General features: G+C 34.1%; 28 protein-coding genes, 1 pseudogene and 1 other annotated feature. Of the genes and pseudogenes, 23 read left to right on the top strand and 6 right to left on the bottom strand.

The window, feature by feature from the left end; genetic code table 11:
- The first annotated feature begins 3 nt into the window (after positions 1–3).
- The 5 genes from JFU23_RS01515 to JFU23_RS01495 all read left to right on the top strand — a co-directional run bounded on the left by JFU23_RS01515 (position 4) and on the right by JFU23_RS01495 (position 3,698).
- Positions 4–600 (top strand): GNAT family N-acetyltransferase, encoded by a 597-nt coding sequence (locus tag JFU23_RS01515; protein WP_085311489.1) that lies wholly within the window; start codon positions 4–6, stop codon positions 598–600.
- Positions 573–911 carry an NIPSNAP family protein gene (locus JFU23_RS01510; RefSeq protein ID WP_002127705.1) on the top strand — a complete coding sequence of 113 codons (339 nt, stop codon included), beginning with the start codon at positions 573–575 and terminating at the stop codon, positions 909–911. The genes JFU23_RS01515 and JFU23_RS01510 overlap by 28 nt, the downstream gene beginning before the upstream one ends.
- Positions 912–1,225: 314 nt before the next feature.
- On the top strand, positions 1,226–3,076 hold the full coding sequence (locus tag JFU23_RS01505) for a sigma-54-dependent Fis family transcriptional regulator (RefSeq protein WP_201031167.1): 1,851 nt from the start codon (positions 1,226–1,228) through the stop codon (positions 3,074–3,076).
- Between the two features lie 115 nt (positions 3,077–3,191).
- Positions 3,192–3,437 (top strand): DUF3977 family protein, encoded by a 246-nt coding sequence (locus JFU23_RS01500; RefSeq protein WP_000873838.1) that lies wholly within the window; start codon positions 3,192–3,194, stop codon positions 3,435–3,437.
- 21 nt (positions 3,438–3,458) lie between these two features.
- The gene (locus JFU23_RS01495; protein WP_201031166.1) at positions 3,459–3,698 is read left to right on the top strand and encodes a DUF3953 domain-containing protein; all 240 of its coding nucleotides are present in this window, start codon (positions 3,459–3,461) and stop codon (positions 3,696–3,698) included.
- Between the two features lie 47 nt (positions 3,699–3,745).
- On the opposite strand, the gene JFU23_RS01490 is transcribed toward JFU23_RS01495, so the two are convergent.
- Positions 3,746–4,357, bottom strand: coding sequence for a TetR/AcrR family transcriptional regulator (locus JFU23_RS01490; RefSeq protein WP_002136674.1), 612 nt, complete (start codon positions 4,355–4,357; stop codon positions 3,746–3,748).
- 159 nt (positions 4,358–4,516) lie between these two features.
- On the opposite strand from JFU23_RS01490, the gene kynU reads away from it, so the two are divergent.
- The 5 genes from kynU to JFU23_RS01465 all read left to right on the top strand — a co-directional run bounded on the left by kynU (position 4,517) and on the right by JFU23_RS01465 (position 9,008).
- Positions 4,517–5,803, top strand: a complete 1,287-nt coding sequence (gene kynU / locus JFU23_RS01485; protein WP_002168240.1) for a kynureninase — start codon at positions 4,517–4,519, stop codon at positions 5,801–5,803.
- A 2-nt stretch (positions 5,804–5,805) separates the two neighbouring features.
- On the top strand, positions 5,806–6,435 hold the full coding sequence (gene kynB / locus JFU23_RS01480; RefSeq protein ID WP_201031165.1) for an arylformamidase: 630 nt from the start codon (positions 5,806–5,808) through the stop codon (positions 6,433–6,435).
- Between the two features lie 33 nt (positions 6,436–6,468).
- The gene (gene kynA / locus JFU23_RS01475; RefSeq protein ID WP_044444363.1) at positions 6,469–7,308 is read left to right on the top strand and encodes a tryptophan 2,3-dioxygenase; all 840 of its coding nucleotides are present in this window, start codon (positions 6,469–6,471) and stop codon (positions 7,306–7,308) included.
- Positions 7,309–7,434: 126 nt separating this feature from the next.
- On the top strand, positions 7,435–8,352 hold the full coding sequence (locus JFU23_RS01470; RefSeq protein WP_201031164.1) for a serine hydrolase domain-containing protein: 918 nt from the start codon (positions 7,435–7,437) through the stop codon (positions 8,350–8,352).
- Positions 8,353–8,372: 20 nt separating this feature from the next.
- Positions 8,373–9,008, top strand: a complete 636-nt coding sequence (locus JFU23_RS01465) for a Pr6Pr family membrane protein (RefSeq protein WP_085311477.1) — start codon at positions 8,373–8,375, stop codon at positions 9,006–9,008.
- A gap of 55 nt (positions 9,009–9,063) precedes the next feature.
- Here the strand turns inward: JFU23_RS01465 and JFU23_RS01460 are convergent, their stop codons facing one another.
- A complete protein-coding gene (locus JFU23_RS01460; RefSeq protein ID WP_002032720.1) occupies positions 9,064–9,396 on the bottom strand; it encodes a DUF3889 domain-containing protein in 333 nt (110 codons plus the stop codon).
- A gap of 145 nt (positions 9,397–9,541) precedes the next feature.
- Here JFU23_RS01460 and sleB point away from each other — a divergent pair, with 145 nt between their 5' ends.
- From sleB to JFU23_RS01430, 6 genes are all read left to right on the top strand, one after another.
- Positions 9,542–10,303 carry a spore cortex-lytic enzyme gene (gene sleB, locus JFU23_RS01455; protein WP_085311475.1) on the top strand — a complete coding sequence of 254 codons (762 nt, stop codon included), beginning with the start codon at positions 9,542–9,544 and terminating at the stop codon, positions 10,301–10,303.
- Positions 10,304–10,318: 15 nt separating this feature from the next.
- Positions 10,319–11,659, top strand: a complete 1,341-nt coding sequence (gene ypeB, locus JFU23_RS01450) for a germination protein YpeB (RefSeq protein ID WP_201031163.1) — start codon at positions 10,319–10,321, stop codon at positions 11,657–11,659.
- A gap of 26 nt (positions 11,660–11,685) precedes the next feature.
- On the top strand, positions 11,686–12,282 hold the full coding sequence (locus JFU23_RS01445) for a YhcN/YlaJ family sporulation lipoprotein (protein ID WP_201031162.1): 597 nt from the start codon (positions 11,686–11,688) through the stop codon (positions 12,280–12,282).
- Positions 12,283–12,386: 104 nt separating this feature from the next.
- Complete coding sequence (locus tag JFU23_RS01440; protein WP_201031161.1) at positions 12,387–12,743, top strand: hypothetical protein; 357 nt, start codon at positions 12,387–12,389, stop codon at positions 12,741–12,743.
- A 27-nt stretch (positions 12,744–12,770) separates the two neighbouring features.
- Positions 12,771–13,268 (top strand): GNAT family N-acetyltransferase, encoded by a 498-nt coding sequence (locus JFU23_RS01435; protein WP_201031160.1) that lies wholly within the window; start codon positions 12,771–12,773, stop codon positions 13,266–13,268.
- 164 nt (positions 13,269–13,432) lie between these two features.
- Positions 13,433–13,969 (top strand): DUF1697 domain-containing protein, encoded by a 537-nt coding sequence (locus tag JFU23_RS01430; protein WP_201031159.1) that lies wholly within the window; start codon positions 13,433–13,435, stop codon positions 13,967–13,969.
- Between the two features lie 41 nt (positions 13,970–14,010).
- Here the strand turns inward: JFU23_RS01430 and JFU23_RS01425 are convergent, their stop codons facing one another.
- The gene (locus JFU23_RS01425) at positions 14,011–14,415 is read right to left on the bottom strand and encodes a hypothetical protein (protein WP_012261049.1); all 405 of its coding nucleotides are present in this window, start codon (positions 14,413–14,415) and stop codon (positions 14,011–14,013) included.
- A 209-nt stretch (positions 14,416–14,624) separates the two neighbouring features.
- On the opposite strand from JFU23_RS01425, the gene JFU23_RS01420 reads away from it, so the two are divergent.
- The gene (locus JFU23_RS01420) at positions 14,625–15,794 is read left to right on the top strand and encodes a ParM/StbA family protein (protein ID WP_002013097.1); all 1,170 of its coding nucleotides are present in this window, start codon (positions 14,625–14,627) and stop codon (positions 15,792–15,794) included.
- 11 nt (positions 15,795–15,805) lie between these two features.
- Positions 15,806–16,140, top strand: a pseudogene (locus JFU23_RS01415) (hypothetical protein).
- Between the two features lie 279 nt (positions 16,141–16,419).
- Here the strand turns inward: JFU23_RS01415 and mleBCA are convergent.
- Positions 16,420–17,277, bottom strand: a complete 858-nt coding sequence (gene mleBCA, locus JFU23_RS01410; protein WP_201031158.1) for a BCA family alpha/beta fold macrolide esterase — start codon at positions 17,275–17,277, stop codon at positions 16,420–16,422.
- A 236-nt stretch (positions 17,278–17,513) separates the two neighbouring features.
- Here mleBCA and JFU23_RS01405 point away from each other — a divergent pair, with 236 nt between their 5' ends.
- A complete protein-coding gene (locus JFU23_RS01405) occupies positions 17,514–18,440 on the top strand; it encodes an NADP-dependent oxidoreductase (RefSeq protein ID WP_201031157.1) in 927 nt (308 codons plus the stop codon).
- Between the two features lie 61 nt (positions 18,441–18,501).
- Here JFU23_RS01405 and JFU23_RS01400 read toward each other — a convergent pair whose 3' ends face one another.
- The gene (locus tag JFU23_RS01400; protein WP_137058584.1) at positions 18,502–19,206 is read right to left on the bottom strand and encodes a class I SAM-dependent methyltransferase; all 705 of its coding nucleotides are present in this window, start codon (positions 19,204–19,206) and stop codon (positions 18,502–18,504) included.
- Positions 19,207–19,589: 383 nt separating this feature from the next.
- Positions 19,590–19,846: a binding site (T-box leader), on the top strand.
- Positions 19,847–19,929: 83 nt separating this feature from the next.
- Here JFU23_RS01400 and lysS point away from each other — a divergent pair.
- Positions 19,930–21,483, top strand: coding sequence for a lysine--tRNA ligase (lysS, locus tag JFU23_RS01395; RefSeq protein ID WP_085311463.1), 1,554 nt, complete (start codon positions 19,930–19,932; stop codon positions 21,481–21,483).
- A gap of 61 nt (positions 21,484–21,544) precedes the next feature.
- Here the strand turns inward: lysS and JFU23_RS01390 are convergent, their stop codons facing one another.
- Positions 21,545–21,973: a cell wall hydrolase gene (locus JFU23_RS01390; protein ID WP_002085180.1), complete on the bottom strand. Its 429-nt coding sequence runs from the start codon at positions 21,971–21,973 to the stop codon at positions 21,545–21,547.
- 159 nt (positions 21,974–22,132) lie between these two features.
- Here JFU23_RS01390 and JFU23_RS01385 point away from each other — a divergent pair, with 159 nt between their 5' ends.
- The 3 genes from JFU23_RS01385 (at position 22,133) to JFU23_RS01375 (ending at position 24,860) form a co-directional block, all read left to right on the top strand.
- Positions 22,133–23,047: an acetamidase/formamidase family protein gene (locus tag JFU23_RS01385; RefSeq protein WP_085311460.1), complete on the top strand. Its 915-nt coding sequence runs from the start codon at positions 22,133–22,135 to the stop codon at positions 23,045–23,047.
- A gap of 125 nt (positions 23,048–23,172) precedes the next feature.
- Positions 23,173–23,880, top strand: a complete 708-nt coding sequence (locus JFU23_RS01380; RefSeq protein ID WP_201031156.1) for a response regulator transcription factor — start codon at positions 23,173–23,175, stop codon at positions 23,878–23,880.
- The gene (locus JFU23_RS01375; protein ID WP_201031155.1) at positions 23,877–24,860 is read left to right on the top strand and encodes a sensor histidine kinase; all 984 of its coding nucleotides are present in this window, start codon (positions 23,877–23,879) and stop codon (positions 24,858–24,860) included. Before JFU23_RS01380 ends, JFU23_RS01375 begins: the two co-directional genes overlap by 4 nt.
- The last annotated feature ends 161 nt before the right edge of the window (positions 24,861–25,021 follow it).

Raw genomic sequence — 25,021 nt, 5'->3', positions numbered from 1 at the left:
GAAATGATTATAAAAGGACAAGAGTTTCATATAAATGGATTAACTTATACAATTCGTTCTGCAGCTGAAGCGGATGCTGAGCAGTTATCAGAAATTAGAGTTCAGATCGATGGCGAAACTGAAAATATGGATAGAGAAGCTGGAGAGGGGTTTATTGATAAGATAGGGTTTCAAAAAATAGTAAAAACAGATATTGAAGAGATGAAGAATCTTTTTTTAGTTGCAGAAGTGCACAACCGAATCGTAGGATTTTCGAGATGTGAAGGATCAAATTTGAAGAGATTATCCCATAAAGTAGAGTTTGGTGTTTGTATTTTAAGAGAGTTTTGGGGATATGGAATGGGTAAGAGTCTATTGCAACAATCTATTCAGTGGGCTGATGAAAATGAAGTGAAAAAGATATCATTGCAAGTGTTAGAGACAAATGAAAAAGCCATCCAACTTTATAAAAAATTAGGTTTGGAGGTAGAAGGTATTCTAAAAAATGATAAAAAACTGTCGGATGGTAAGTATTATAATACGGTAGTAATGGGAAGGTTTACTGATACTTTTCATAAAAGAGGTGAAGAAGTATGTTTTACAGAAGGAAATACTATGTAGTAAAAAATGAATTCATAGAAATATTTAATGATCATTTCAATGATACTAATTTACCTAATCAAATAAAATATGGTTCTCGTCTAATAGGACGCTGGATGAAAGATAATAATGATGGTACGACTGAAGTATTTGCAATATGGGAATATGATAGTTATGAACAGTATAAAGAAATTGAATCAAAAATTAGAAGCGACAAGATACATGTTAAAAGAATACATGATTGGTATGAAAAACATGGCGGGAAAGAATATGTTTTACAGGAGTACATATTAGAGTTAAAAAATGAAGAGTTAGTATGTACTGTAAAGTGATAGAGGGGTGAGGAATAATGGGAATTAAAACAAAATTATATTTTAGTTTAGCATCCACCATTTTATTTGCAATAGCGGTGATAGTTTTCTTTATAAACGGCAATCCACAAAAGTGGTTTTGGTTATGTATTTTCTTTGCGTCCATTATACAAAATATAGTTCTACTAAAAAAGAATAAAGAAGTTCATTAAGATATTCAAATTATTAACATATTTGTGTCATCTTTCTAGTTTTATTGAAAACGCTTTTATTCAGTTTTATAATAAAAGTATGTTTTATAAATCTCCAAAACAATTAATAGGGGAGATGATACAATGTTAGCTTCACCGTTTTACTTACATACATGGAAAAAGTTTGTTGATGAAGGAGTCCTTGATTCGAACCGTATAAACGAAAGAATTTCAGAGTCATGGCATCGATGTAAACAAGCAAATGTGAATCCTCACATGAATAAAGGTCAGAAAATTTTGACTTCTAATATTTTTCAGGATCAAAAGAAAAAGAGTGAAATCTTCCTTGATATAGCAATACCTCAAATACAAAATATGAGAAAAACCATTGATGAACTGCAAATGATGGCATTATTAATTGATCCAGATGGTTATGTTCTATCATTAAGTGGGAATCAGCAAACGTTGAAACGAGCGAAACATATTAATTTTATTGAAGGTGTGAAATGGACGGAAGCAGCTGTTGGTACAAATGCGATAGGAACAGCGTTACAGATTGAAGAGGCTATTATGATAAGTGGTACAGAGCATTATTCTGTCGCATCTCATAGCTGGAGTTGTGCGGCCTCTCCGATTCATAATGATGATGGGAAATTAATTGGTGTTCTAGATTTCTCCTGTCCAATTGAGTTTTCACATCCATATATGCTTGGAATGGTAACTTCGATCGCGCATGCGATTGAACGTGAATGTAGTATTCGAGTACATCAAAATGAACTGCATTTAATCCATCGTTTTTTAGATGTAATTGACAGTGATGAACAAGTTGTTATTTGTAACCATCGTGATGTTATCGTTTCTGCGAGCAAGAGGGTTCGTGAACGAGTATGTAATTGGTCACGAATGAAACTTGAAGATTTAATGTACAATGGATTGAAACCTAAATTAGAGGTACCGGTATATAGTAATGATAGAATGATTGGGAAATGTATTTACTTAAAGGAAAATAAACAAGAAAATTTATTTTCTACTTACCCGTTTATAAACGGAATTACTTTCCCTGGAGTTATTGGGACAAGCAGCGTATTTCAACATACTTTAGAAGAAATTAAGCTTGTTTCACCAACTGACGCTAGTGTATATGTATGTGGTGAAACAGGTGTAGGGAAAGAATATGTAGCGAGAGCGATTCATGAAAATAGTCCAAGAAAAAATGGTCCTTTTATAGCTGTTAACTGCGGTTCATTACCGAAAGAATTAATGGAAAGTGAATTATTCGGTTATGCTGAAGGTGCGTTTACAGGTGCGCGGCGCCAAGGATATAAAGGGAAATTCGAACAAGCAGACGGAGGAACAATATTTTTAGATGAAATTGGTGAAGTGCCGCCAGAGATGCAAGTGGCATTATTGCGTGTTTTGCAAGAACGAACAGTAACCCCAATTGGTAGTTCAAAAGAGGTACCAGTAAATATTCGTATTATTACTGCGACACATAAAGATTTACTACGGTTAGTAGAAGAAGGGAAATTCCGTCAAGATTTATATTATCGTTTACATGTTTATCCGCTATATGTTCCGTCGTTAATAGAAAGAAAAGAGGATATTCCGTACTTCATACAACATTTTTGTGAACGAAAGGATTGGAATGTTGTATTTCCAAAGAGTATTTGTAATCAATTTTCACAGCATACATGGCCCGGAAATATTCGAGAATTATTAAATGTATTAGAACGCATATACATTTTGTTGCAAGGACGGGAAATATGCGAAAAACAAATCTCTTTTTTATTACAAACAATGATGGGAAATCAACATCAACTTGAATTGCAAGCAGAAAATAAAACAGAGCATACATTAAATTTCCGTGAAAAAATACAGCGTGATAGCATGATTGAAGCGCTAGAAAAGACGAATGGAAATGTTTCGTTAGCTGCAAAACTATTAGATGTGCCACGCAGTACATTTTATAAACGTATGCAAAAATTCAGGCTATAAAAGTAGATTTTTGTAATCTACTTTTTCTTTATGGGCTCACGTTCTGTCGGAATGTGCGCTTGCCAGGGAAATAATAGAATAATTAGAAAGAAGATTTCCTGAAGGGGGTTAGCATGTGAAGTATATTGAAATTGGAATCGGGAATAGGTGGTTCATTCGAACGGAAACCGAAAATAAAGATGGAACTGAATTCGAGGAACGAGGAATTATTAAACCTATTTATTTTGAGTCTTTATATGTACGGATTTGGTTTCGGAAAACGTGTTTTATTTTTGATACGAAAGAGGGCTTTAAGAAAGTAAGAAAAAGTAGAGCTGAGTATAAGTTTATTGTTGGAATGGTGAGTAGATTAAAACAATAGAATCACACAGGGGGTGTTTTTATGATTAGAATTATCACATTCATACTCGCTTTTATTATAATGGGCTATTCTATTTACAGTTGGAATGATGATTCGAAGCAAAGTATGCTCATTTTACAATTACTTTTAGGTTATATGCTTGCCGGTATGGGGATACAAAACGTTAAGAAGGATGAAAAAGAGAATAAGAATATGGGGCTTTTGCTATTACTTACATCACTTTTTTGTATTATTGTATCGTTAATAAAATATTTTAAATAAACCGTTACTAAGCATATTGAGTAACGGTTTATTGAGGTTATAATGTGCTATTTATATAACCCCGTCGTATACATTACCGTTAAAGTATGTACAATTTCTTCTAATTCTAGTTCTTTATCATTTTGCACGATTGTCCAAAGAAACGTTTCATTCATAGAGAACCAGCCGCATGCGACAATCTCTTTATTTAACTCAGTTCGTACTAATTCATTTTCCTGGGAATGAGTAATGTCTTGTATAATCCGTGTTACAAAGCGTTCGCGAATCTCATCCCATTTTTGACGTATTTCTTTTGAGGTTCTTATTGCTTCTTCAACAACTTGTAATATAGCTCTTTCTTCTTGTGCTAACTGTAAAAAAGCGCGCACTTGATTCTGAATCATATCTCGTGCTTCGGCCTTTGTTTGAGGGGAAAAAGAGCGATCAGCAATATCATAAAAGCGATTCATAACATCTTCCATCAAAACGACGAGGAGAGCATCTTTGTTTTTAAAATATACATATGCTGTTCCATAACCAGTTTCTGCATGTTTAATAATTTGCGTGATTGTAGTTTTCTGAAATCCGTTTTTTATAAACATAGTATAACCGGAATGTAATAGTTTCTTTTTTGTTTCTAAGGAGCGGTGTTTTCTTGTTGAAAGAGTAGAATTTTTCAAGGAATCACCTCTTTATACTGAAATATCTGAAAATATAATTGTATTGTAAAAGAAGTTCGTATATAAAGTCAACTGACATAATATCATTGACGTTATATCAACTTAAGTGATATATTTCAATTAGTTAGAATAAAAAGAAAATTAAAAGAAGGTGACACCATGTATAAAGAACCATTTCAACCAACTTATGAATATGCGCTTGAATGTGATAAACATGATGAACTGAAAGATTTTCAATCTGAATTTTATAAAAAAGAAGGAACAATATATTTAGATGGTAACTCTTTAGGGTTGCTTTCAAAAAGAGCAGAGAAATCGTTACTTACCTTGCTAGATTCATGGAAAGAGTTTGGGATTGATGGATGGACTGAAGGTGAGCATCCATGGTTTTTCCTTTCGGAGAAATTGGGTGAATTGACAGCACCTCTTATTGGATCTTTACCGGAAGAAACGATTGTAACCGGTTCCACGACTGCGAATATACATCAAGTTATTGCGACGTTTTATGAGCCAAAAGGAATACGAACAAAAATTCTTGCGGATGAATTAACTTTTCCGTCAGATATTTATGCACTTCAGAGTCAAATTCGTTTAAAAGGCTTAGATCCAGATGAACATTTAGTACGAGTGAAAAGCCGAGATGGAAGAACACTTTCTGAAGATGATATTATTCATGCGATGACCGATGATATCGCTTTAATATTATTGCCTTCTGTACTATATAGAAGTGGACAAATTCTTGATATGAAGCGATTAACAGCTGAAGCTCATAAACGTGGTATTCATATAGGTTTTGATTTATGCCATTCAATCGGCTCCATTCCGCATCATTTTAAAGAGTGGGATGTAGATTTCGCTGTATGGTGTAATTATAAATATTTAAATGCAGGTCCTGGTGGTGTTGCAGGCCTTTATGTAAATAATAAACACTTTAATAGACTCCCAGGATTATCTGGTTGGTTTAGTTCTAGAAAAGATAAGCAATTTGATATGGAGCATTCATTAACTGCGGCTGACCATGCTGGAGCTTATCAAATAGGGACACCTCACGTATTAAGTACTGCACCATTAATCGGTTCTCTTGAAATTTTTAAAGAAGCTGGTATTGAAAAGTTACGTGAAAAATCATTACATATTACGAGATATATGCTTGATTTAATTGAACATGAATTAAAAGGCTTTGAATTTACAATTGGAAATCCATTAGAGGATGAAAAACGAGGCGGGCATATTTATTTAGAACATGCTGAGGCGGCGCGTATTTGTAAAGCGTTAAAAGCAAATGGGGTTATTCCAGACTTTAGAGCTCCAAATGGAGTTAGACTTGCGCCTGTTGCTTTATACAATACGTATGAGGAAGTATGGAACTCTGTACAAATCTTAAAGAAAATTATGAAAAATGAAGAATATAAAAACTTTGAAAATAAGCGAGAGGTTGTGGCGTAAGCATGAAAACATCGCAGTGGATTGATATTTCGCAACCGTTAAATAATGATATCGCGACGTGGCCAGGGGATACACCGTTCTCGTATGAAGTTTCATGGTCAAAAGAAGACAGTGGTTCAGTAAATGTCGGAAAGTTAACGATGAGTATCCATACAGGTACTCATATTGATGCACCATTTCATTTCGATAATGACGGTAATAAGGTGTTAGATTTAGATATACACGTATATGTAGGCGCAGCACGAATTATCGATGTGTCAGGGCTGGAGAGTATCGGTAAAAAGGAATTAGAACGTTTTAAATTAGAAGGTGTAGAGCGATTATTATTACGTACATCTTCACATGGTAAAGCACAAGAATTCCCAGAAAAAACCCCGTATTTACGTGCTGATATTGCACCTTTTCTATCAAGTAAGGGGATTCGTTTAATTGGGGTAGATGTACCCTCTGTTGATCCTTTAGATGATAAAGAACTAGCAGCACATCATCAATTATTTAAACATGGAATTCACATTTTAGAAAATATCGTACTCGATCACGTAGTAGACGGCGATTACGAACTTATTGCATTACCACTTGCATTAACAGATGCGGATGGGAGTCCAGTTCGAGCTGTTATTAGACCAATATAAGTAGAAATGAACACAAAGGGGCGTTTGGCTAATATGAAAGAAAATGAAAAGGTAATTATGGAAAAAGGGATTCATACGGATTTTAAGGAGAATATGACGTACGGAGAGTATTTACAGCTAGATAGCTTATTATCTAGTCAGCAAAGATTATCAGATCATCATGATGAAATGTTATTTATCGTTATCCACCAAGCGAGTGAGCTTTGGATGAAACTAATTTTACATGAATTGAATGCTGCAATTGAATCTATTAAACAAGATAAATTACCACCAGCTTTTAAAATGTTAGCACGTGTATCAAAAATTCAGTCGCAAATTATTCAATCTTGGGATATTCTTGCGACATTAACGCCATCAGAATATATTGAGTTTCGTGATTCACTTGGTCAGGCTTCAGGTTTTCAATCGTATCAATATCGAATGATTGAATATGCACTTGGTTATAAAACACCACATGCATTAAAGATTTATGAAAAGGACCCAGAATTACATGCTCGTCTTCATAAAGCACTTCATGCACCAAGTTTGTATGATGTGGCGATACAAGCGCTTGTTAAAGAAGGATTCCCAATTCATAAAGATGTGTTAAATCGTGATATTACGCAGCCTTACGAAGAGGATGCAACTGTAGAAGCGGCTTGGATAGAAGTATATGCGGACGTGCAGAAATATTGGGATTTATATCAGCTTGCAGAGAAATTAATCGATATTGAAGACTGGCTACAACAATGGCGTTTCCGTCATATGAAAACGGTAGAACGAATTATTGGTCATAAAATGGGAACAGGTGGCTCTTCTGGCGTATCTTATTTAAAGCGAGTGCTTGATCAATGCTTCTTCCCAGAGCTTTGGAACGTTCGAACGAAATTATAAAAATAAACTTGTCAGCTATTAAATGCTGGCAAGTTTATTTTTTTGTTTTAATAACAAATATGATTTAATAGAGAGAACGAGATGAACTACAAATATTACATAACCATTTAGATGGAGGAAGATTTCTTGAATTTCGAGCAATTACAAAATAAATTTGAAAAGAAAAAGGTTAATACATTTCTTGTTTATCAAAAGGGGGAATTAACGACTGAGTACTATAAAACGATAGACTGTGCAAATGACTTATTTAAAATTAATTCGATTACAAAAAGTATCGTATCAATATTAATTGGTATCGCAATTGATAAAGGATTTATAAATAATATACATGCACAAATCACAACATGGATTCCCAATGTGCCGGAGGAAAAGAGGGAACTAACGCTGTATCATTTATTAACGATGACAACAGGAGAAGATTGGAAAGAGTTCGGAAATGGGGTTGTTTTCCCGAATGATTTTGTGGAATCAGACAATTGGGTGCAATACATTTTAGAAAAGCCGCTCATTGAAGAAATGGGTACGAAAATGAATTATAATTCAGGCTCTTCTCATTTACTTAGTTACATCATTCAAGAAGCAACTGGAATGTCGACGGAGCAGTTCGCGAAAAAGTATTTATTTGAGCCGTTAAACATTACGGAGTATGAGTGGCAACAAGACCCGCAAGGTATATATGTTGGCGGATTCGGTATGAAAATGAAATCTATAGATTTATTAAAGTTAGGAAAAGTATGTTTGAACAATGGATATTGGAAGGGAAATGATATTGTATCATCGAAATGGTTAGAAGAATTAAATACAGCTCTATTCGAAACGTATGAACATGTCGGAGCATATGGATATCACTGGTGGGTATTAAATAACGAAAGATTTCACATACCGTATTGTATATATTTTGCTATGGGATACGGAGGGCAATACATTATTATCATTCCGCAGTTAGAGCTCGTAGCTGTAATTAGTAGCCACATGCCAAAACGTGGCCTCGTACCATTAAAGTTATTTATAGAGCACATAAAAGAGAATTCCGATTATAAGTAAGAAGAGAAATGAGGTGTTTTATGAGGAGTGCAAAGATGATAGCGATTTATAGACTGTTATTAAGTCTTCTAGCGTTTAGTGCACTTATTACTCAATTTGTTACAAGGGCACAAGTGAAACCGTTCAATCCAGTTAACTTTTTTAGTTTCTTCACAATTGAAAGTAATATTTTAGTGGCGGTAATTCTACTATTTAGTAGCTTGGGGACAGCCCTATTTGGACGTTCCGAGCAGTTTGGAGTTCTTCGCGGCGCAGCTACAGTATACATACTGACAACAGGACTTATTTATTTTTTGTTATTAAGGGGATTAGAAGAGTCACTTCAAACACCGATACCGTGGGTAAATACTGTGCTTCATTACATCATGCCGTTAGCGATGATTTTAGATTGGGTTATAAATCCACCTACGAAGACCATTACATTGAAACAGGCTGCGAGTTGGCTTGTTTTCCCGCTTTTATATGTTGTCTATAGCTTAATACGCGGGCCATTCGTGAATTGGTACCCATATCCGTTTTTAGATCCGAGAATAGGTGGATATGGGAGAGTATTGTTATATAGTATAGGGATATCCGTTGTTATTGGAGCTATTTGCGGATTAGTAAAAATGTTAGGGAATCGATCTTTGCATATAAAAAATAATCCTCCTTATTAAGGAAGAAGTACATAAAGAAACCTCTGTCTGTATGTAAAGACGGAGGTTTTTTGTTTTACCGACTTGTCTTCTGAAAGGACATCTTTAAAAATTCCTCTGTTTTCGTATCAAACTCTACATCCACAAAAACACCATACTCTTTTCCACCCTCACGTAGCCATAATTTAAACTTTTCAACTGTTATTTGAACAGTTTTTGGTTGTCTACCTATATGAAGGTAATCGATAATCTCAGCTTTCGGATATTGTTCTTTCGTTTTTTCAACGGCTAGTTTACCCCATTTTGCATATGGCGGCTGTGCGTGAACAATAGATGGGTCGGTATATATATTTGAACATGTTGTTATTAAAAAAAATATAAATGCTGTACGTACGAAGAATCGCTTCATAATAAGCTCCTTTTATTCTTTTTGTATATTGTTTACATATTTCTTCAAGCATATAAGTTTGGATTTTTTTGTCTTCTTTACATAAAAGCGAGGGTTTTACAAAACATAACCATGAAATCATTTCCGTAATTAAGGAGGGAAATACATGCGTCAAAAAGCTGTTTTTAAAATAGCGATCTTGCTTGTCTTTATCGGGCTATCGTTAATGGTAAGTAGTATACAAACCAAAAATGTAGAAGCCTTTTCTAATCAAGTGATTCAAAGAGGGGCATCTGGAGAAGATGTCATTGAACTGCAAACTCGTTTGAAATATAACGGATTTTATACGGGGAAAGTTGATGGTGTTTTTGGATGGGGTACATATTGGGCGCTTCGAAACTTTCAGCAAAAATTCGGATTGCCAGTTGATGGTTTAGCGGGTGCTAAAACGAAGCAAATGCTTGTAAAGGCAACGAAGTATGATAAGTCGACCGCTAATAAAGGGAACAGTGGTGGAGGTACACAGGAAAATAAGCCGCCAAAAAGTACAGGGACAAATGTTCCAAACGGTTATTCTCAAAATGACATTCAGTTAATGGCAAACGCTGTATACGGAGAATCCCGTGGTGAGCCGTATTTAGGACAAGTTGCAGTAGCTGCGGTTATTTTAAACCGTGTCACAAGTGCATCATTTCCAAATACTGTTTCAGGAGTAATCTTTGAGCCGAGAGCATTTACAGCAGTAGCAGATGGACAAATATATTTAACGCCAAATGAAAATGCGAAAAAAGCCGTATTAGATGCGATCAATGGATGGGACCCAACTGGGAATGCATTATATTATTTCAACCCAGATACTGCGACAAGTAAATGGATTTGGACTCGTCCACAAATTAAAAAAATTGGTAAGCATATTTTCTGTAAATAGAGCGGAGGTGGAAACATGTTACGAGGTATTATCATCGTATTGTTAACAGTAGGTGTAGTCGGAACAGGCTATTGGGGCTATAAAGAGCATCAAGAGAAAAATGCAGTATTAATTCGAGCAGAAAATAGTTATCAGCGTGCGTTTCATGATTTAGCATATGAAGTTGATTTATTACACGATAAAATTGGAACAACACTGGCGATGAATTCACGTTCCTCATTATCGCCAGCTTTAGTAGATGTATGGCGTTTAACATCAGAGGCTCGTTCTGATGTAGGACAATTACCTTTAACATTAATGCCATTTAATAAAACGGAAGAGTTCCTTGCGAAAATCGGTGATTTTAGTTATCGTGCAGCGGTTCGTGATTTAGAAAAAGATCCGTTAAATGATCAAGAATATAAAACGTTACAAGGTTTATATTCAAATGCAGGAAATATACAAGATGAACTGAGAAAAGTGCAGCATCTTGTATTGAAAAATAATCTTCGTTGGATGGATGTAGAAATGGCTCTTGCGTCAAACCAAGATCCAGCAGATAACACAATTATCGATGGATTAAAGACGGTAGAAAAGAATGTAACATCATACTCGTCCACAAACTTTGGACCGACTTTTACAAGTGCACAAAAGAATAAAAAAGGCGGATTTGAAGCAAAAGGAAAGGCGATTTCGAAAGCGGAAGCGGAAAAAATCGCGAAATCATTTTTAAACTTAAAAGGGAATGAAAAAGTAGAAGTTGAGAAAAGTGGAAAAGGTGCAAAAGAATCATTCTACAGTGTGAAAATTCAAGATCCAGCAACGAACAATGAGTATTATATGGATATTACCGGAAAAGGTGGATATCCAATTTGGGTAATGAACAACCGAGAAATTAAAGAGCAAAAAATCAGTTTAAATGATGCAGGAAGTAAAGGATTAACATTTTTAAAGGATCACAAGTTTACAAATATGGAGCTGTTTGATAGTTCTCAATATGATAATATCGGTGTGTTTACGTACGTTGTAAATGAAAATGGAGTGCGTATTTATCCAGAAGCAATCCAAATGAAAATTGCTTTAGATGATGGAGCGATTGTTGGTTTTTCCGCAAAGGAATATTTAGCATCACATCAAAAACGAACGATTCCGAGTGCGAAGCTAACCGCTGCTGAGGCGAGAAAGAAAATTAACCCCGATGTAAAAGTTATGGAAGAACGTAAAGCTGTAGTAGTAAATGACTTGCATAATGAAGTACTTTGTTATGAATATATTGGTACTTTAGGGAAAGATACGTACCAAATTTTCATTAACGCAAATAGCGGTGCAGAAGAAAAAGTGAAGAAGATGCAAGCTGTTGAGAAAATTTATGATTAAACATCAATGATAAAGTGGTGAAAATAATGAAAATCATTATATATATGTTAATGCTTTGTTTCGTTATTACTGGATGTAGCATTGGAAAAAAAGACAATCCTAATGAAAAGCCAGAACAAAAAAATGTCTCGATGAAAAATGTTACGTATACAAATAATTCAAATAAGCCAAATGAAAAAGCAGCTGATCATCTGGCATCTTTAGCTGCAAGTATACCTGGTGTAAACGATGCGACAGCAGTAGTAGTTGGCAAGTATGCTGTTGTAGGTATTGATGTGAAAGCGAAACTTGATCGAACTCGCGTTGAGTCAATTAAGTATTCTGTTGCAGAGAGTTTGAAGAATGACCCAAACGGTGCAAATGCAGTCGTTGTTGCAGATGTCGATACGTATGAACGACTAAAACAAATAGGGAAGCAAATTAAAAAAGGTAAAACTGGTGAAGGTATACTTGATGAATTAGCAGCAATTGTTGGCCGAGTAATGCCGCAAGTTCCAAATGATATGATTGAAAATAGAGAAACGAATCCGATTAAAGATAATGATAAACAATTACCAAAAGATGAAGAACAAGAACTACGAAAAGAACAAGAAGATCAGTCAAATAACCATTTGAAAAAATAGTGAAAACCCCGTACTAAATTGTACGGGGTTTTTCTTTAAGATTAAATATTCAGTTTATTTTTAAGGGAATATATGGTTTAATAATGAGGGGAGGGACAGCCGTTATGATGAAAAAAAGCGCACTCATATTAGGTAGTTTATGCATAGGTTTTAGTATGACAGCGTGTGACCAGAAGAAAGAAGTGAAGAAGAAAACAGCTATGTCTTCTACTATAACGGAAAATAAAAAGCAAGAGACCATTAATATAAATCATTTCTCAAATATTAATGAAGGAATGACTTATTTAGAAGTGAAAGATTTAATCGGTTTTGAAGGGGATTTACTCATAGAAGAAGGGGAAGAACATTCTACACGAATTAAGCAAATTTTTGCTTGGAAAGGAAACGATCCAAAATCATTTGCTAAAATAACATTTTTGGATGGAAAAGTGCATTCTAAAGCACAGCAAGGTTTAAGTTAATAACTTGAAGGAGTGGGAGAGTTAAGCATGAACATACATACAGGGGAAATACAATTAGTTCCATATAAGGAGCAGTATAAAGAGATAATACAATCATTTACTTTACCAAGTGAACAAGTTCAATTTACGGCGAATCCAGGTGAATTACTGGAGAAAGCGAAAAATGATCGAACGAAAAATGTAGTTGTTATTTTAGACTATAACGGAGTACCTGTCGGTGTATTTATATTACAAACAGGTGATAGGGTACAGGAGTTTACAGAAAATAAGGATGCTATACTTTTAACTTCTTTTTCTATTAATCACAATAAACAAAATAAAGGATATGCTAAAAAATCATTGGCGTTATTACAAGACTTTGTAAAATATTATTATCCAGTAAAAAATGAAGTGATTCTTGCTGTAAATGAAAAAAATATTCCGGCACAAAAGTTATATGAGAAAGTTGGATTTCAATATAAAGGGTTTAGAAGAATGGGACCAATTGGACAACAATTCATATTACATTTACCTATAACGAGATAATGAGATAAAAAAGCTTACTCTTGAAAAAAATCATGTAGTAAGTTTTTTAATTTGAGATATTTTCCGTACATGATATGTTAGATGTATTAAAGTAAGTATTCGAGAAGCATGAAGGTGCAAAACAATTCGATTGTTAAGCATTTAAATACGTGAGGGGTAATCATATGACAATTTATATTGCACTACTACGGGGAATTAATGTAGGTGGACATAAAGTAATCAAAATGGCAGATTTGAAAATAATGTTTGAATCAATAGGGTTAAAAAGAGTGAAAACATATATTCAAAGTGGAAATGTAGTGTTTGAGTCAGAAGAAGAGATAAGTTTTTTAAAGGAACGAATTGAATGTGAAATTAAGAACGTTTTTGATTTCAATGTTCCAGTCATGTTACGAGCAAATGATGAATTTATTAATATTATTAAAAAGTGTCCTTACGAGACCAATTCGTTATTAGAAGGAGAAAGTGTACATGTGGCCTTTTTAGCTAATCCACTTTCTGAAGAAGACAGTAAGCGGTTACTTATGTACAAAAGTGACATAGAAGATTGCCATATCGAAGGAAGAGTAGTGTATTTATTTTTCAAAAAAAGCATTCGGAATTCTAAACTAATGAACCAGTTTCAAAAATTACATACGCCAGCTACAGTAAGGAACTGGCGGACTGTGAATAAGCTGAAAGCAATAGCAGAAGGTATTTAAACATAAAAAAGTGGTTTTCTGCATTTAGAAAACCACTTTTTTTATTTATATTGTTTGGCGACAATGAGTTCAACAATTGGGAAAATAAGAAAGGATGAACAGAGTGCAATAAAGAGTGGAAGGTTTTTTACACCATCCAAATTGGAACCCATAGAAAATCCTTCCGAGCAGAGTAATATAAGGAACATAACACCTACAAGCACGAAATACGCGATTTTAAAGCTTTTATAGGTAATTTGTTGTCCCATCTCATCTTGACTTTCTTCCGATACTCCGTTTGGATCTCCCCATGTAATATGATTTATTAAATTACTAAGTATTAAAGAGGCAGCGAAAATAGTCCCGCCCAAAATTGAACCTTCAGTTATGTATTTGTATGTGCCATGTACAAGTATAGCGATTAAAGATAAAGTTATGATTACAAAAATAATTTTTTTAGTATTCAATATATAATTGCACCTCCACTTTTGTAAAAAACTCTTTACATCCATAGTATAAAATTGGAAAAGTCTTATGTCAAATATTTTTTACATATGAAGTGAGTGTTTATAATTTTTTATTTTTGGGATAAATAAAAAATTAAATTACATTTGAATGTAAAAGAATGGGCTCGCATATATTTGGAAGGGATGTCAGATTAATTTAGGGGGTAGTTATGTCTATTCTTTTAAAAGCTGGTGCAGATGCAGGAAATAATGGTTTGAAGTTAATGGTGAAAGGGCAGGAACCTATTTTTATTCCGAGTATTTATTCCTTATATATAGGTGAGTCTACGGGGTTGTTAGATGAGGGTGAAGTTTCATCGTCAGAATTAGAGAATCACATTGATGTGACCATTAGTTCTCCATCGCTAATGTTAAATAATGTACGATACATCGTTGGAGAAAAAGTGATTCAAGATCAATTAAAAGGTACTGAAGTGGAGAAAAAATCAAATAAATCGACTGATGAATTAATGGTCATTACAATCCTTTCAGGTTTAGCGATAAGTGCTATGCGTCAAAGTCCAACTTCAAGTCATATTAATATTCGTTATGATTTATCTGTTGCTCTTCCAATGCAACTTATTACACAGGAAATTGCTGCTGAAAATGCGAAACGGTATATGGGTAATCACAAGGTCATATTCCATTATCCAAATGGACGCGATGTTACGATTAATGTTTCTATTGAGTTTTGTAAATGTCTACCTGAAGGCGCTTCTGGGACGTGGGGGATTGTATATGATGAGGAAGGAAATGTTGTGAAACATAAAATAGAATGTGAACAAAATCAAGTTTCAGAAATTGATTTTGTAGATAAAACTTTATTGTCTTTTGATATTGGCGCGGGGACAACGGAAGAAGTTGTTTCATTAGGGGTAAATTTCCGTCCGCAATTAAGTAAAGGATTATCATATGGTGTAAAAGAAACGTTACTACAAATTATTACGAGATGGAATCGGAAATATCCTACGAAAACAATTGATAGCATTACAGAATTTAACCAAATTTATTTAAATGAAAAGCACCCAAGAAATGCATTGTTAGTTGAGGAATCGCAGCCAGCATTTTTAGGTTTAGCAGCACGTGTCGCAACGGATATTATTAACAAAATTGATGATATGAAAGACGATCCATATGTATTTATTTATGGTGGGGGCGCAGTTATTATTAAAAATAGCTTAAAAATGATTTTGAAACAAAAAGGACGCTTGAAAAATGTGATTTTTGTAGATAACCCGTTATTCACCAATGCTCGCGGGTTATTAGTATATACATGCTCGCCAAAATATAGAGAGCATAAGCAAAAAGAGTTAGGGTTTACAAACTTAACGATAAGTTAGTTGGTGGAAGTATGCGATCTAGGCGATATAAACGTGGTGATCGAGTGAAAATTAATATTAATAAATCAGTATCGCCTGAAATGATTGCTTGGCTTAATAAACAATCTAATCCAACTAATTTCTTTTTCTTTGCGGCCCAGCAATTATTTAAACAAGTAGGAGATATTGATGTATCAAAAACCTTGCCAAGTAGCCATGTTTTTTCTTTATATATAGAACCATCATCTCTATTAAAAGTTGAAATGAATCCATTTAAACACGTACCACTAGAAAATAGTAAATCCACAGAAAATTTTAAAAAAAATCGTGGGAATCTGTTGACCAGTTAGATTGTCCATTTTTTTAAGCATAAAAAAATATAGGTAGAGCCCATCACTATACATACGAATGCAGTGATGGGTTTTTGTTATTGTATCGTAATCTTTATAAAGTGAAACTATAATCAGTGGGGGTTTTGTTCATCCCCCACTGATTATTAGCCTTCACCAATCGGGCGTTTACGGGCAGTTTATCTCCCACCTAATTTCTTTGCTTCAGCTGAATTTTGAGGTGGGAGTTTTACTGCCCACAAATGCGGGATAAATAGAAGGGGCAAAACAATTTGTGCCCCTTCTAATAGTTGTTCTTATCTTATACGGGATATATGTTCTGAAACTGTTTTAATAATTTTATCCCAGTCATCGGGATGAATCTCGTGCCCTGTACCTTCAAGGGATAATAGCTTTGAGTTCGGAATTTCATCAATAAGGGCGAGTCCATGTTCAAGTGGAAGAGCTGTATCGTGCGTACCATGAATTACTAAAGTAGGTACTAGTAACGACTTTAGTATACCTTCATAAGAATCATCACCTGTAAGGAGGGCGTGATTAAACATACTTAATAGATTGTTAGCACGTTCTATTTCTTGCTCTACTTGTTTTAAAGTTCTTGCTTCATCAAATATACGCTTTGATCCACATAGTAGACGTGATCCTGTAATTAAATATTTCGCTATAACATCTTTATTTGTCCAATCTAAATTTGCACCATTAGCATGATGTGTCAAAATTCTTTCATCCATTGGAGGCAAATCACGAGTATTGTTATCAGATCCAATAACGCTTGTTGCTAGTAATGTTAAGGTCAAAATTCTTTCTGGGTGTTTTACTGCAGCAATTTGAGCAATCATACCGCCTAATGACATGCCAAAAAGGTGTGCCTTGTCAATATGATACGCATCGAGTACTCCGATTGCATCTTCAGCCATATCTGCTACAGTGTAATTGGAAGTCCCAGGCTCATATGTAACAGAACGCCCAACATCACGGTTATCATAGCGAATGACAAACCTTCCTGTGCTAGCCAACCTTTCACAAAATTCTTCATCCCAATAAACCATTGAACACGTAGCTCCCATAATTAATAATATTGCTGGGTTATTAGGATTTCCAAAGCTTTCTGTACATATATCAATACCGTTTACTTTGAAAACTTGTTCACTCATAGCACACTCTCCGTTTCATTTAAAGGTCATTAATAAATAAAGAGAAATATAACTTTGGGTGTTTCTTAGGCGTAAATTAGATTGTATTTAAGTGAAATAAATGTTTTTTGCACTCATGATGCTTAATTAGTAGAGTAGCATAAATATCACCTCCAAACATATTTATTTTCATTCAAGGCGAAAAATTTTGAAAAATAATTGTTTGTTATTAAAATAAACAGCAAGGGGGAGAGGAAATGAAATCAATTGTTATTGATCAATATGGTAGTGTTGAAGAATTACAAGAAAGACAAGTTCCTAAACCAGTTGTTAAATGTAATGAAGTATTAATACGTATACACGCAACATCTGTCAATCCTGTTGATTGGAAAATAAGAAAGGGAGACTTACAAGAAAAGTTGCGATTTTCATTTCCAATTACATTAGGATTAGATGTTGCTGGAATAGTTGAAGAAGTTGGAGAAGATGTGAATCATTTTAAAATAGGAGATAAAGTGTTTACGAAACCTGAAAATATAGGGAAAGGTTCTTATTCTGAATACATTACAGTGAAATCAAATTTAGTAGCGCAAATGCCTAATAATCTTAATTTTGAAGAAGCAGCATCTATACCTCTTGCAGGACTAACAGCTTGGCAAAGTCTTGTTGATTACGCACAAATAAAAGAAAATGACCGAGTATTAATTCATGCTGGAGCGGGCGGAGTAGGGAGTTTTGCAATTCAAATCGCAAAATCATTTGGGGCCTTTGTCGCAACAACTGCAAGTAGTAAAAATGAAGAGTTTTTAAAGTCTTTAGGTGCTGACCTTGTTATTGATTATAAAAAAGATAAATTTGAAGAGCTACTATCAGATTATGATATTGTGTTAGATACAATCGGCGGAGAAGTACAAGAAAAAAGTTTTCAAATTATTAAATCTGGTGGTGTTCTAGTTTCTATCGTTCATGAACCACGTCATGAAGTAAAGGGCATAAAATCAGGGTTTTTATGGTTGAAACCAAGCGGGAAGCAATTGGACGAATTATCTGTTTTGATTGAGCATGGAAAAATTAAACCTATCATCAGTAAGGTTGTTCCGTTTAATGAAGAAGGAATTAGAGGAGCTCATATTTTAAGTGAAAGTCAGCATGTTAGAGGGAAAATTGTAATTACGATGGAATGATATTTACATAAATATACGAGTGGTGACTATATGAAATGAAAATAGTCACCACTCGTATATACTATAATTTTTGCATGACAAAAGTAATCGCATTCGTATTTAATTGAATGTGTTTACCGTTTCGTACAATATCATACGCTAAATTTTTTATTTCAACTTTTACTTCTTTCCATTCGTTATAAACGCTTTTTAGTGTACGTATCATTTCTTCCGTAGAAAGGTTAATTTCAATTAAAGCATCTAATTCTTCTCCTGTTTCTAAATCTATTTCTTGAATGTTAGAGTTAACGATTAAACAATTGATACCGCCACTCTTTGTCCCCTTTTTCATAGTGTGAAGCACTTTTTTAAAATCGTCTATTGATCTAACATGTTCTAAACTTGATACTGCAATGATGTAGTCATAAGTATTAGGAGCAATATAGTAGTCTTCAATTGCTGCTTGTTCCGTTTTTATGTATTCAAATACACCATATTCTTTGCTATAAACTTGTAACTTCATTAAAGCCGAATTAAGTAGATCAACACAAGTAACAGTGCCGCCACTATTCATAATTTTTTGTGCAATCGGAATACTGTTTCTACCGACACCAAAGCCAAGGTCAAGTATTTGTAGGTCTTTCTGTTCTTCAAGATAGTTCAGCATGTCCATAACTGTTTTAACAGGTTTATAAAGCCAAGATCCTGCTTCGAATAATTTATATTGTTCATAGCAAAGAGCGTGATACTTTTTCTCTTCTTGTCTTATGTAATCGATTCTGTTCATAGTGATTGACCTCAATTCATTAAAGATACATATAAAGTTCGATAAAAATATAGGTAAACCTTTTGTTGGATTGGCATAAAAAAGATGTACTGTGAAAAAACGAAAGCCTTCTCACATTGCTCGAAAATAGCATATAACTATGAGGAGGAAGAAGTATATGATGTTTTATGTGAAAATATATTGCGAGTATATGAAGGGAGTGAAAAGTATAAGCGATTTAAAGAGAAACCGAAAGTGACATAATGGTGTGATGATGTAGTCACAACATTCAACTTGAAGGAATAATGCATTTTTAGATAGAGAAAATATGTGTTATTAATTTTCATTCAGAAAAATTTGACAATATATACGTTATAAATTATCATATGTAAAAACTAATATTCAAAATGGCATTGAAGAGAAGAGTAGTTAAGAATGAATACATACAGAGAGCTCCGGTAGCTGAGAAGGAGAGGTAAAAATCTTAATGAAAAAAGACTTGGAGCTGCGCAAGGAACTAATTCATTTAGGGATGGTGCGACGGGTTCTCCCGTTATAGAGATAGGGTATAAGCATGTTTTGCCGTACCTGAAGAGGTTAATATGGTGACGTATTAACAAACTGAGGTGGTACCGCGAAGTTAATAACTCTCGTCCTCAAGATGAATAATCTTGGGGGTGGGAGTTTTTTTATTGCATAAAACTGAAAATGTGAAAACAAAAATACAATTGAGGTGAGTAACATATGCATTGGGCGTATGAAGTAGCACATGAATTGATTAGAAAAAATCCAAACAAAGAAACTTTTGTTTGTGCAGCTGGAATTAGTCCATCTGGTTCTGTTCATATTGGGAACTTCCGTGAAATAGTAACGACTTATTTCGTTGTAAGGGCTCTGCAAGATTTAGGGAAAAAGACTCGTTTTATCTTTTCATGGGATGATTATGACAGGTTTAGAAAAGTTCCTAAAAATATTGATCCATCTTTTGCAAAATATATTGGTATGCCATACTGTGATATTCCTGATCCGTATGGGTGTCATAACTCGTACGCAGAGCATTTTGAAAAAGAGTTTGAGAAATCGCTCCAAGCATTTGGGATTGAAGTGGAATTCATATATCAACATGCTGAATATAGAAGCGGAAGGTATAACGAAAACATATTAGAGTCTTTGTATAAAAGAAAAGAAATATATGATATTTTAATGGGTTTTAAAACAGGAATACACCGAGAAGAAGATAGAGAAAACTTTTATCCCGTTACGTTATATTGTGAGAGCTGTGGGAAAGATGCAACAACTATTACACATTTTGATGAAGTATTAAAAACAGTTCGGTATGACTGTGAATGTGGAAATCAAAATAAATTATCCGTATTAAATACAAGTCAAATGAAACTGAATTGGAAAATCGATTGGCCGATGAGATGGATGATAGAGGATGTTATTTTCGAACCGGGCGGAAGAGATCATTCATCGGAAACCGGTAGTTATAATGTATCAAAAGAAATTGCAAGGAAAATATTCAATTGTGAAGCCCCTCAATATGTTGCTTATGATTTCATTGGAATTAAAGGGCATCATGAAAAAATGTCCAGTTCTTCAGGGAATAGTATTACACCTAGCGACTTATTAAAAGTGTATGTACCAGAAGTGATTCTTTTTATGTTTGCAAAATATAGGCCCGGCGCAGCTTTTCATATTGGACTTGATGAAGATGTGATTCGCAATTATACAGAGTATGAGAGATTGAAGGATAGTTATGAAAATAAAACACTCAAAAATGAAGATTTATTTGATGCAATTAAACTTTCTAGACTTGATAGCCAATTTAAAGAGTATCCAAAGTTTAATCAAGTAGCAGGAACTTTACCGTTATTAAATTTTGATTCATCTATTTTACAAGATATATTAGAGCAAATAGATAGGAGCTATGCATTACCTGAAATGATAGCGATAAGTAATCGTGCTGAGTATTGGATAAGAAACTTTCAATCTAAAAAATTAATTGCGGTAAATAAAGAGAAAAATACGGAGTTTTATAACACATTAGATGAACGGCAGAAAAAATGGCTAGTAGAAGTTTGTAAAATAATTCGTTCTAATAACGATCATTCTAAACTAATGGAGCAATTGTATACGATTTGTCATCATGAAAATAAAAAAATAATGAAAGAAAATCAAAAACAATTATTTACCATTTTATATAGGCTCATTATGAATCAATCAAGTGGTCCACGTATACCATTATTAATACATGTGGTAGGCGCTAGAAAATTCGTCACATTATTAGATTTCTAAAATATAGTTAAAAGCAACGCAAGTACTCAATAGAATAAGTACTTGCGTTGCTTAATTTTTACTATCTTGAATACATTTTTGGACATTCATCACCACTTGGTTCGTAAAAGCAATGGCTTTTAAATTGCCCTGCAAACGGCTGATTATACCATTCGGGTGGACAAGCTCCAACTGGACGAAAATACCAAAGAGCCCATCGTGCTGGCCAGCGCCATTCACCTTGTAAAACTTTTCTTGCGATTTCTTTTTCTGATTCACGGGCGCGTTGGTAAAAATATCCGAATTGCACTGCTTCGAATCCGCCAGGGCTTTGATATACTGCATCACGCACAGATCGAAGTTGTTTAAAATCTAAACAATCACAAAACACACGATTTACGACAACACAGCCAACAAGTTGTTCACCTTGTCGTCCTTCACCTTCAGCTTCAGCTCGAATTAAACGAGCTAGTAAATCAACGTCACTTTCGTTGTATGGAATAAGGGGCATTGTAATACCACCTTTCTTTACCTGTTATAGTAAAGAGTGTATGTTTCAAAATGAGCTAAGTGCATTTTTCTTGAAAATAACTACTAATTTTAAAAAGGAGCTTATACGGAAAAAAGCTAATTATTATATGGAAGATAAAAACGAAAAAGGAGAGGTACTATGCATCGTATACATAAAGAACATATCATTTACGCAATGTCACCAGAAAATAATCCATGTATTGAAGTAGAAATTGGGAGCCGTCTTGTATTTGAAACATATGATTGCTTTGAAAATCAAATTGATTCTGAAGATGTTGTGTTTCAAGAGTTAGATTGGAATCGAATTAATCCAGCGACTGGACCTGTATATATTAAAGGCGCAGAACCTGGCGATATTTTAGTCGTAATGATTGAAAAAATTAAAATTGCAGGGCAAGGCGTTTTAACGACAGGTGCGAACCTTGGTGTAATGGGTGATAAGTTAAATGAAAATACAGTAAAAATTGTCCCAATACATAATGGACATGTTTCATTTTCAAATGAACTGCAAATTCCAATTAATCCAATGATTGGTGTGATTGGTACTGCACCGAAAGAAGAGAGTATTTCATGTGGTACACCGCATGATCATGGCGGGAATATGGATTGTAAAGAGATTAAAGAAGGAACAGCATTATTATTACCTGTAAATGTTCCTGGTGCTCTTTTAGCATTAGGTGATTTACACGCTGCGATGGGTGACGGTGAAATTGGTGTAAGTGGAGTAGAAGTCGCTGGGGAAGTAACTGTAACAGTTCAAATTATAAAAGGGAAGCAATGGCCATTACCGATGGCTATCCAAAAAGAAAAAATGATGACTATTGCTTCCGAGAAATTGTTAGATGATGCAGCGAATCGTGCTGTACATAATATGGTGACATTTTTACATGAAGAATTAGAAATGTCTAAAGCTGATGCAACTCTTTTATTATCAGCAGCAGGTAATTTGAAAATTTGCCAAGTTGTGGATCCACTAAAAACGGCGCGGATGGAACTAGGAAGGGAATATGTGGAGAAGTTAGGATTTTCTCTAAATGAATTTCATATTAAATAAGAAAAATAGAAAAAGGATACTTTTGCATAAAAGTATCCTTTTTCTATTTTACGGATTTTGTGAAAAGAGGTAGTATTTATTTATATAAGTATATTTGAGATTGTGGATCAAAAAGGAGTTCAGAGATGGTTAAAATTATGATTGTTGAAGATGATATGAAAATTGCGGAGCTATTATCAACATATGTTGCGAAATACGGTTACCAAGGAATTATTGTAACGGATTTTCAAAATGTGTTAGACATATTTTTAGAAGAACAACCGGAGTTAGTTTTATTAGATATTAATTTACCAAGTTTTGATGGTTACTATTGGTGTCGTCAAATTCGCGGGGTTTCCACATGTCCGATTTTATTTATTTCGGCCCGTGAAGGTACGATGGATCAAGTTATGGCGTTAGAAAATGGTGGCGATGATTTTATTTCGAAGCCGTTTCATTATGAAGTTGTAATGGCGAAAATTCGTAGTCATTTAAGACGTGCTTATGGAGACTATGCACCGAAACTAGAAGAACGAATGATTGAGCAACAAGGTCTTAGTTTATATCCCGAAAGACTTGTATTAAAACTTAGGAACCAAGAGATTGATATAACGAGAAACGAAGCCATTTTATTAGAGATGTTAATGAAAAACTATCCGCGTGTTGTGAGTAGGGAAGTATTATTAAATAAATTATGGGATAGTGAATCCTATGTTGATGATAATACATTAAGTGTAAATACAACACGTGTGCGTAAAAAGTTAAAAACGTTACAAATTGAAGGAGCAATTGAAACAATTCGTAGTGTTGGGTATAGATTACATATTACTTGGGATAATGGTATGGAAAAATGATAAGGTTGTTTATACGTGATCATATACCACTTATTTGTTTTACTGCGATCCAACTACTAGCCATATTCTTAGTTTATTGGTTTGATGGGCATGATCATATTTCAACGGCATTATATGCAATGTTTTTAGGTGCTTTTTTTATGGTGAGTTATTTAGTATTTCGTTATTTTACACATCGATCTTTTTATGAACGTTTAGCAAATCCGTTGCAATCTTTGGATGAATCTGTTCAAAAATCTGATTTTGCAGTTTTATCTACTGCTCTCCAAGATTTGCTCGAAGTACAATATCGACATTATCAAAATCAGCTCCAGTTACAAGAGAGGAAAAATAATGATCATTTAACCTTTATGAATCAGTGGATTCATCAAATGAAAACACCTTTATCTGTAATAGAATTAATTACACAAGATGAAGTGGATTCACGTTTTGAAAGTATTAATGAGGAAACAGATAGGTTGAAAAAGGGGTTAGAGATGGCACTGTATGTCGCACGTTTAGAAGCATTTACACAAGATTTTTATGTAGAAAGAGTACAACTACATAAAATAGTGAATGATTCCGTGCATGAACATAAACGCTTTTTTATTCGGAATTTTGTATACCCAGAGCTTGAAATTGATAAGAGTATTACTGTAGAAAGTGATGCGAAGTGGTTACAATTTTTAATTGGACAAATAATATCGAATGCGATTAAATATTCATCAGGTAGTAGAGAAAAGATTAAAGTGAAAGCACGTAAGGAAGGTAATACAGTTGTACTTGAAATTACCGATAGTGGCGTAGGGATACCGAAGCAAGATTTACCAAGAGTATTTAAACCTTTCTTTACAGGAGAAAACGGTAGAGATTTTAAAGAATCAACAGGAATGGGATTATATCTTGTATATGAAATTACGAAACAATTAGGACATAGTGTAGGAATCCATTCAGAGGTTGGTAAAGGTACCGTTGTACGAATAATATTTTTTAATGTGTAAAAAGTGATTCAGGCTAAAGAACTTTTAAGATAAGTTTTTTAGCCTTGTTTTGTACCCTTGATAAAATTAGAGAATGAAATAATATATACCTAAGAGAAGCAAAACGAACCTGATAAGAATAAATGAAATACTAGATACATAAACACTTTTTAATAATAAAA

The sequence above is a fragment of the Bacillus sp. TH50 genome (assembly GCF_016650565.1).
GTDB lineage: Bacteria > Bacillota > Bacilli > Bacillales > Bacillaceae_G > Bacillus_A > Bacillus_A mycoides.
This window is presented reverse-complemented; position numbering and strand designations above follow the sequence as displayed.

Bases quoted from the DNA above. Each gene is read 5' to 3' on its own strand.
- JFU23_RS01505 (WP_201031167.1), top strand. From the start codon at position 1,226: ATGTTAGCTTCACCGTTTTACTTACATACATGGAAAAAGTTTGTTGAT.
- JFU23_RS01445 (WP_201031162.1), top strand. From the start codon at position 11,686: ATGAAAATCATTATATATATGTTAATGCTTTGTTTCGTTATTACTGGA.
- JFU23_RS01495 (WP_201031166.1), top strand. From the start codon at position 3,459: ATGATTAGAATTATCACATTCATACTCGCTTTTATTATAATGGGCTAT.
- JFU23_RS01390 (WP_002085180.1), bottom strand. From the start codon at position 21,973: ATGCCCCTTATTCCATACAACGAAAGTGACGTTGATTTACTAGCTCGT.
- JFU23_RS01380 (WP_201031156.1), top strand. From the start codon at position 23,173: ATGGTTAAAATTATGATTGTTGAAGATGATATGAAAATTGCGGAGCTA.
- JFU23_RS01385 (WP_085311460.1), top strand. From the start codon at position 22,133: ATGCATCGTATACATAAAGAACATATCATTTACGCAATGTCACCAGAA.
- mleBCA (WP_201031158.1), bottom strand. From the start codon at position 17,277: ATGAGTGAACAAGTTTTCAAAGTAAACGGTATTGATATATGTACAGAA.
- JFU23_RS01435 (WP_201031160.1), top strand. From the start codon at position 12,771: ATGAACATACATACAGGGGAAATACAATTAGTTCCATATAAGGAGCAG.
- JFU23_RS01510 (WP_002127705.1), top strand. From the start codon at position 573: ATGTTTTACAGAAGGAAATACTATGTAGTAAAAAATGAATTCATAGAA.
- JFU23_RS01460 (WP_002032720.1), bottom strand. From the start codon at position 9,396: ATGAAGCGATTCTTCGTACGTACAGCATTTATATTTTTTTTAATAACA.
- JFU23_RS01465 (WP_085311477.1), top strand. From the start codon at position 8,373: ATGAGGAGTGCAAAGATGATAGCGATTTATAGACTGTTATTAAGTCTT.
- kynA (WP_044444363.1), top strand. From the start codon at position 6,469: ATGAAAGAAAATGAAAAGGTAATTATGGAAAAAGGGATTCATACGGAT.
- JFU23_RS01515 (WP_085311489.1), top strand. From the start codon at position 4: ATGATTATAAAAGGACAAGAGTTTCATATAAATGGATTAACTTATACA.
- JFU23_RS01430 (WP_201031159.1), top strand. From the start codon at position 13,433: ATGACAATTTATATTGCACTACTACGGGGAATTAATGTAGGTGGACAT.
- ypeB (WP_201031163.1), top strand. From the start codon at position 10,319: ATGTTACGAGGTATTATCATCGTATTGTTAACAGTAGGTGTAGTCGGA.
- JFU23_RS01420 (WP_002013097.1), top strand. From the start codon at position 14,625: ATGTCTATTCTTTTAAAAGCTGGTGCAGATGCAGGAAATAATGGTTTG.
- kynU (WP_002168240.1), top strand. From the start codon at position 4,517: ATGTATAAAGAACCATTTCAACCAACTTATGAATATGCGCTTGAATGT.
- JFU23_RS01375 (WP_201031155.1), top strand. From the start codon at position 23,877: ATGATAAGGTTGTTTATACGTGATCATATACCACTTATTTGTTTTACT.
- JFU23_RS01400 (WP_137058584.1), bottom strand. From the start codon at position 19,206: ATGAACAGAATCGATTACATAAGACAAGAAGAGAAAAAGTATCACGCT.
- JFU23_RS01440 (WP_201031161.1), top strand. From the start codon at position 12,387: ATGATGAAAAAAAGCGCACTCATATTAGGTAGTTTATGCATAGGTTTT.
- sleB (WP_085311475.1), top strand. From the start codon at position 9,542: ATGCGTCAAAAAGCTGTTTTTAAAATAGCGATCTTGCTTGTCTTTATC.
- kynB (WP_201031165.1), top strand. From the start codon at position 5,806: ATGAAAACATCGCAGTGGATTGATATTTCGCAACCGTTAAATAATGAT.
- JFU23_RS01405 (WP_201031157.1), top strand. From the start codon at position 17,514: ATGAAATCAATTGTTATTGATCAATATGGTAGTGTTGAAGAATTACAA.
- lysS (WP_085311463.1), top strand. From the start codon at position 19,930: ATGCATTGGGCGTATGAAGTAGCACATGAATTGATTAGAAAAAATCCA.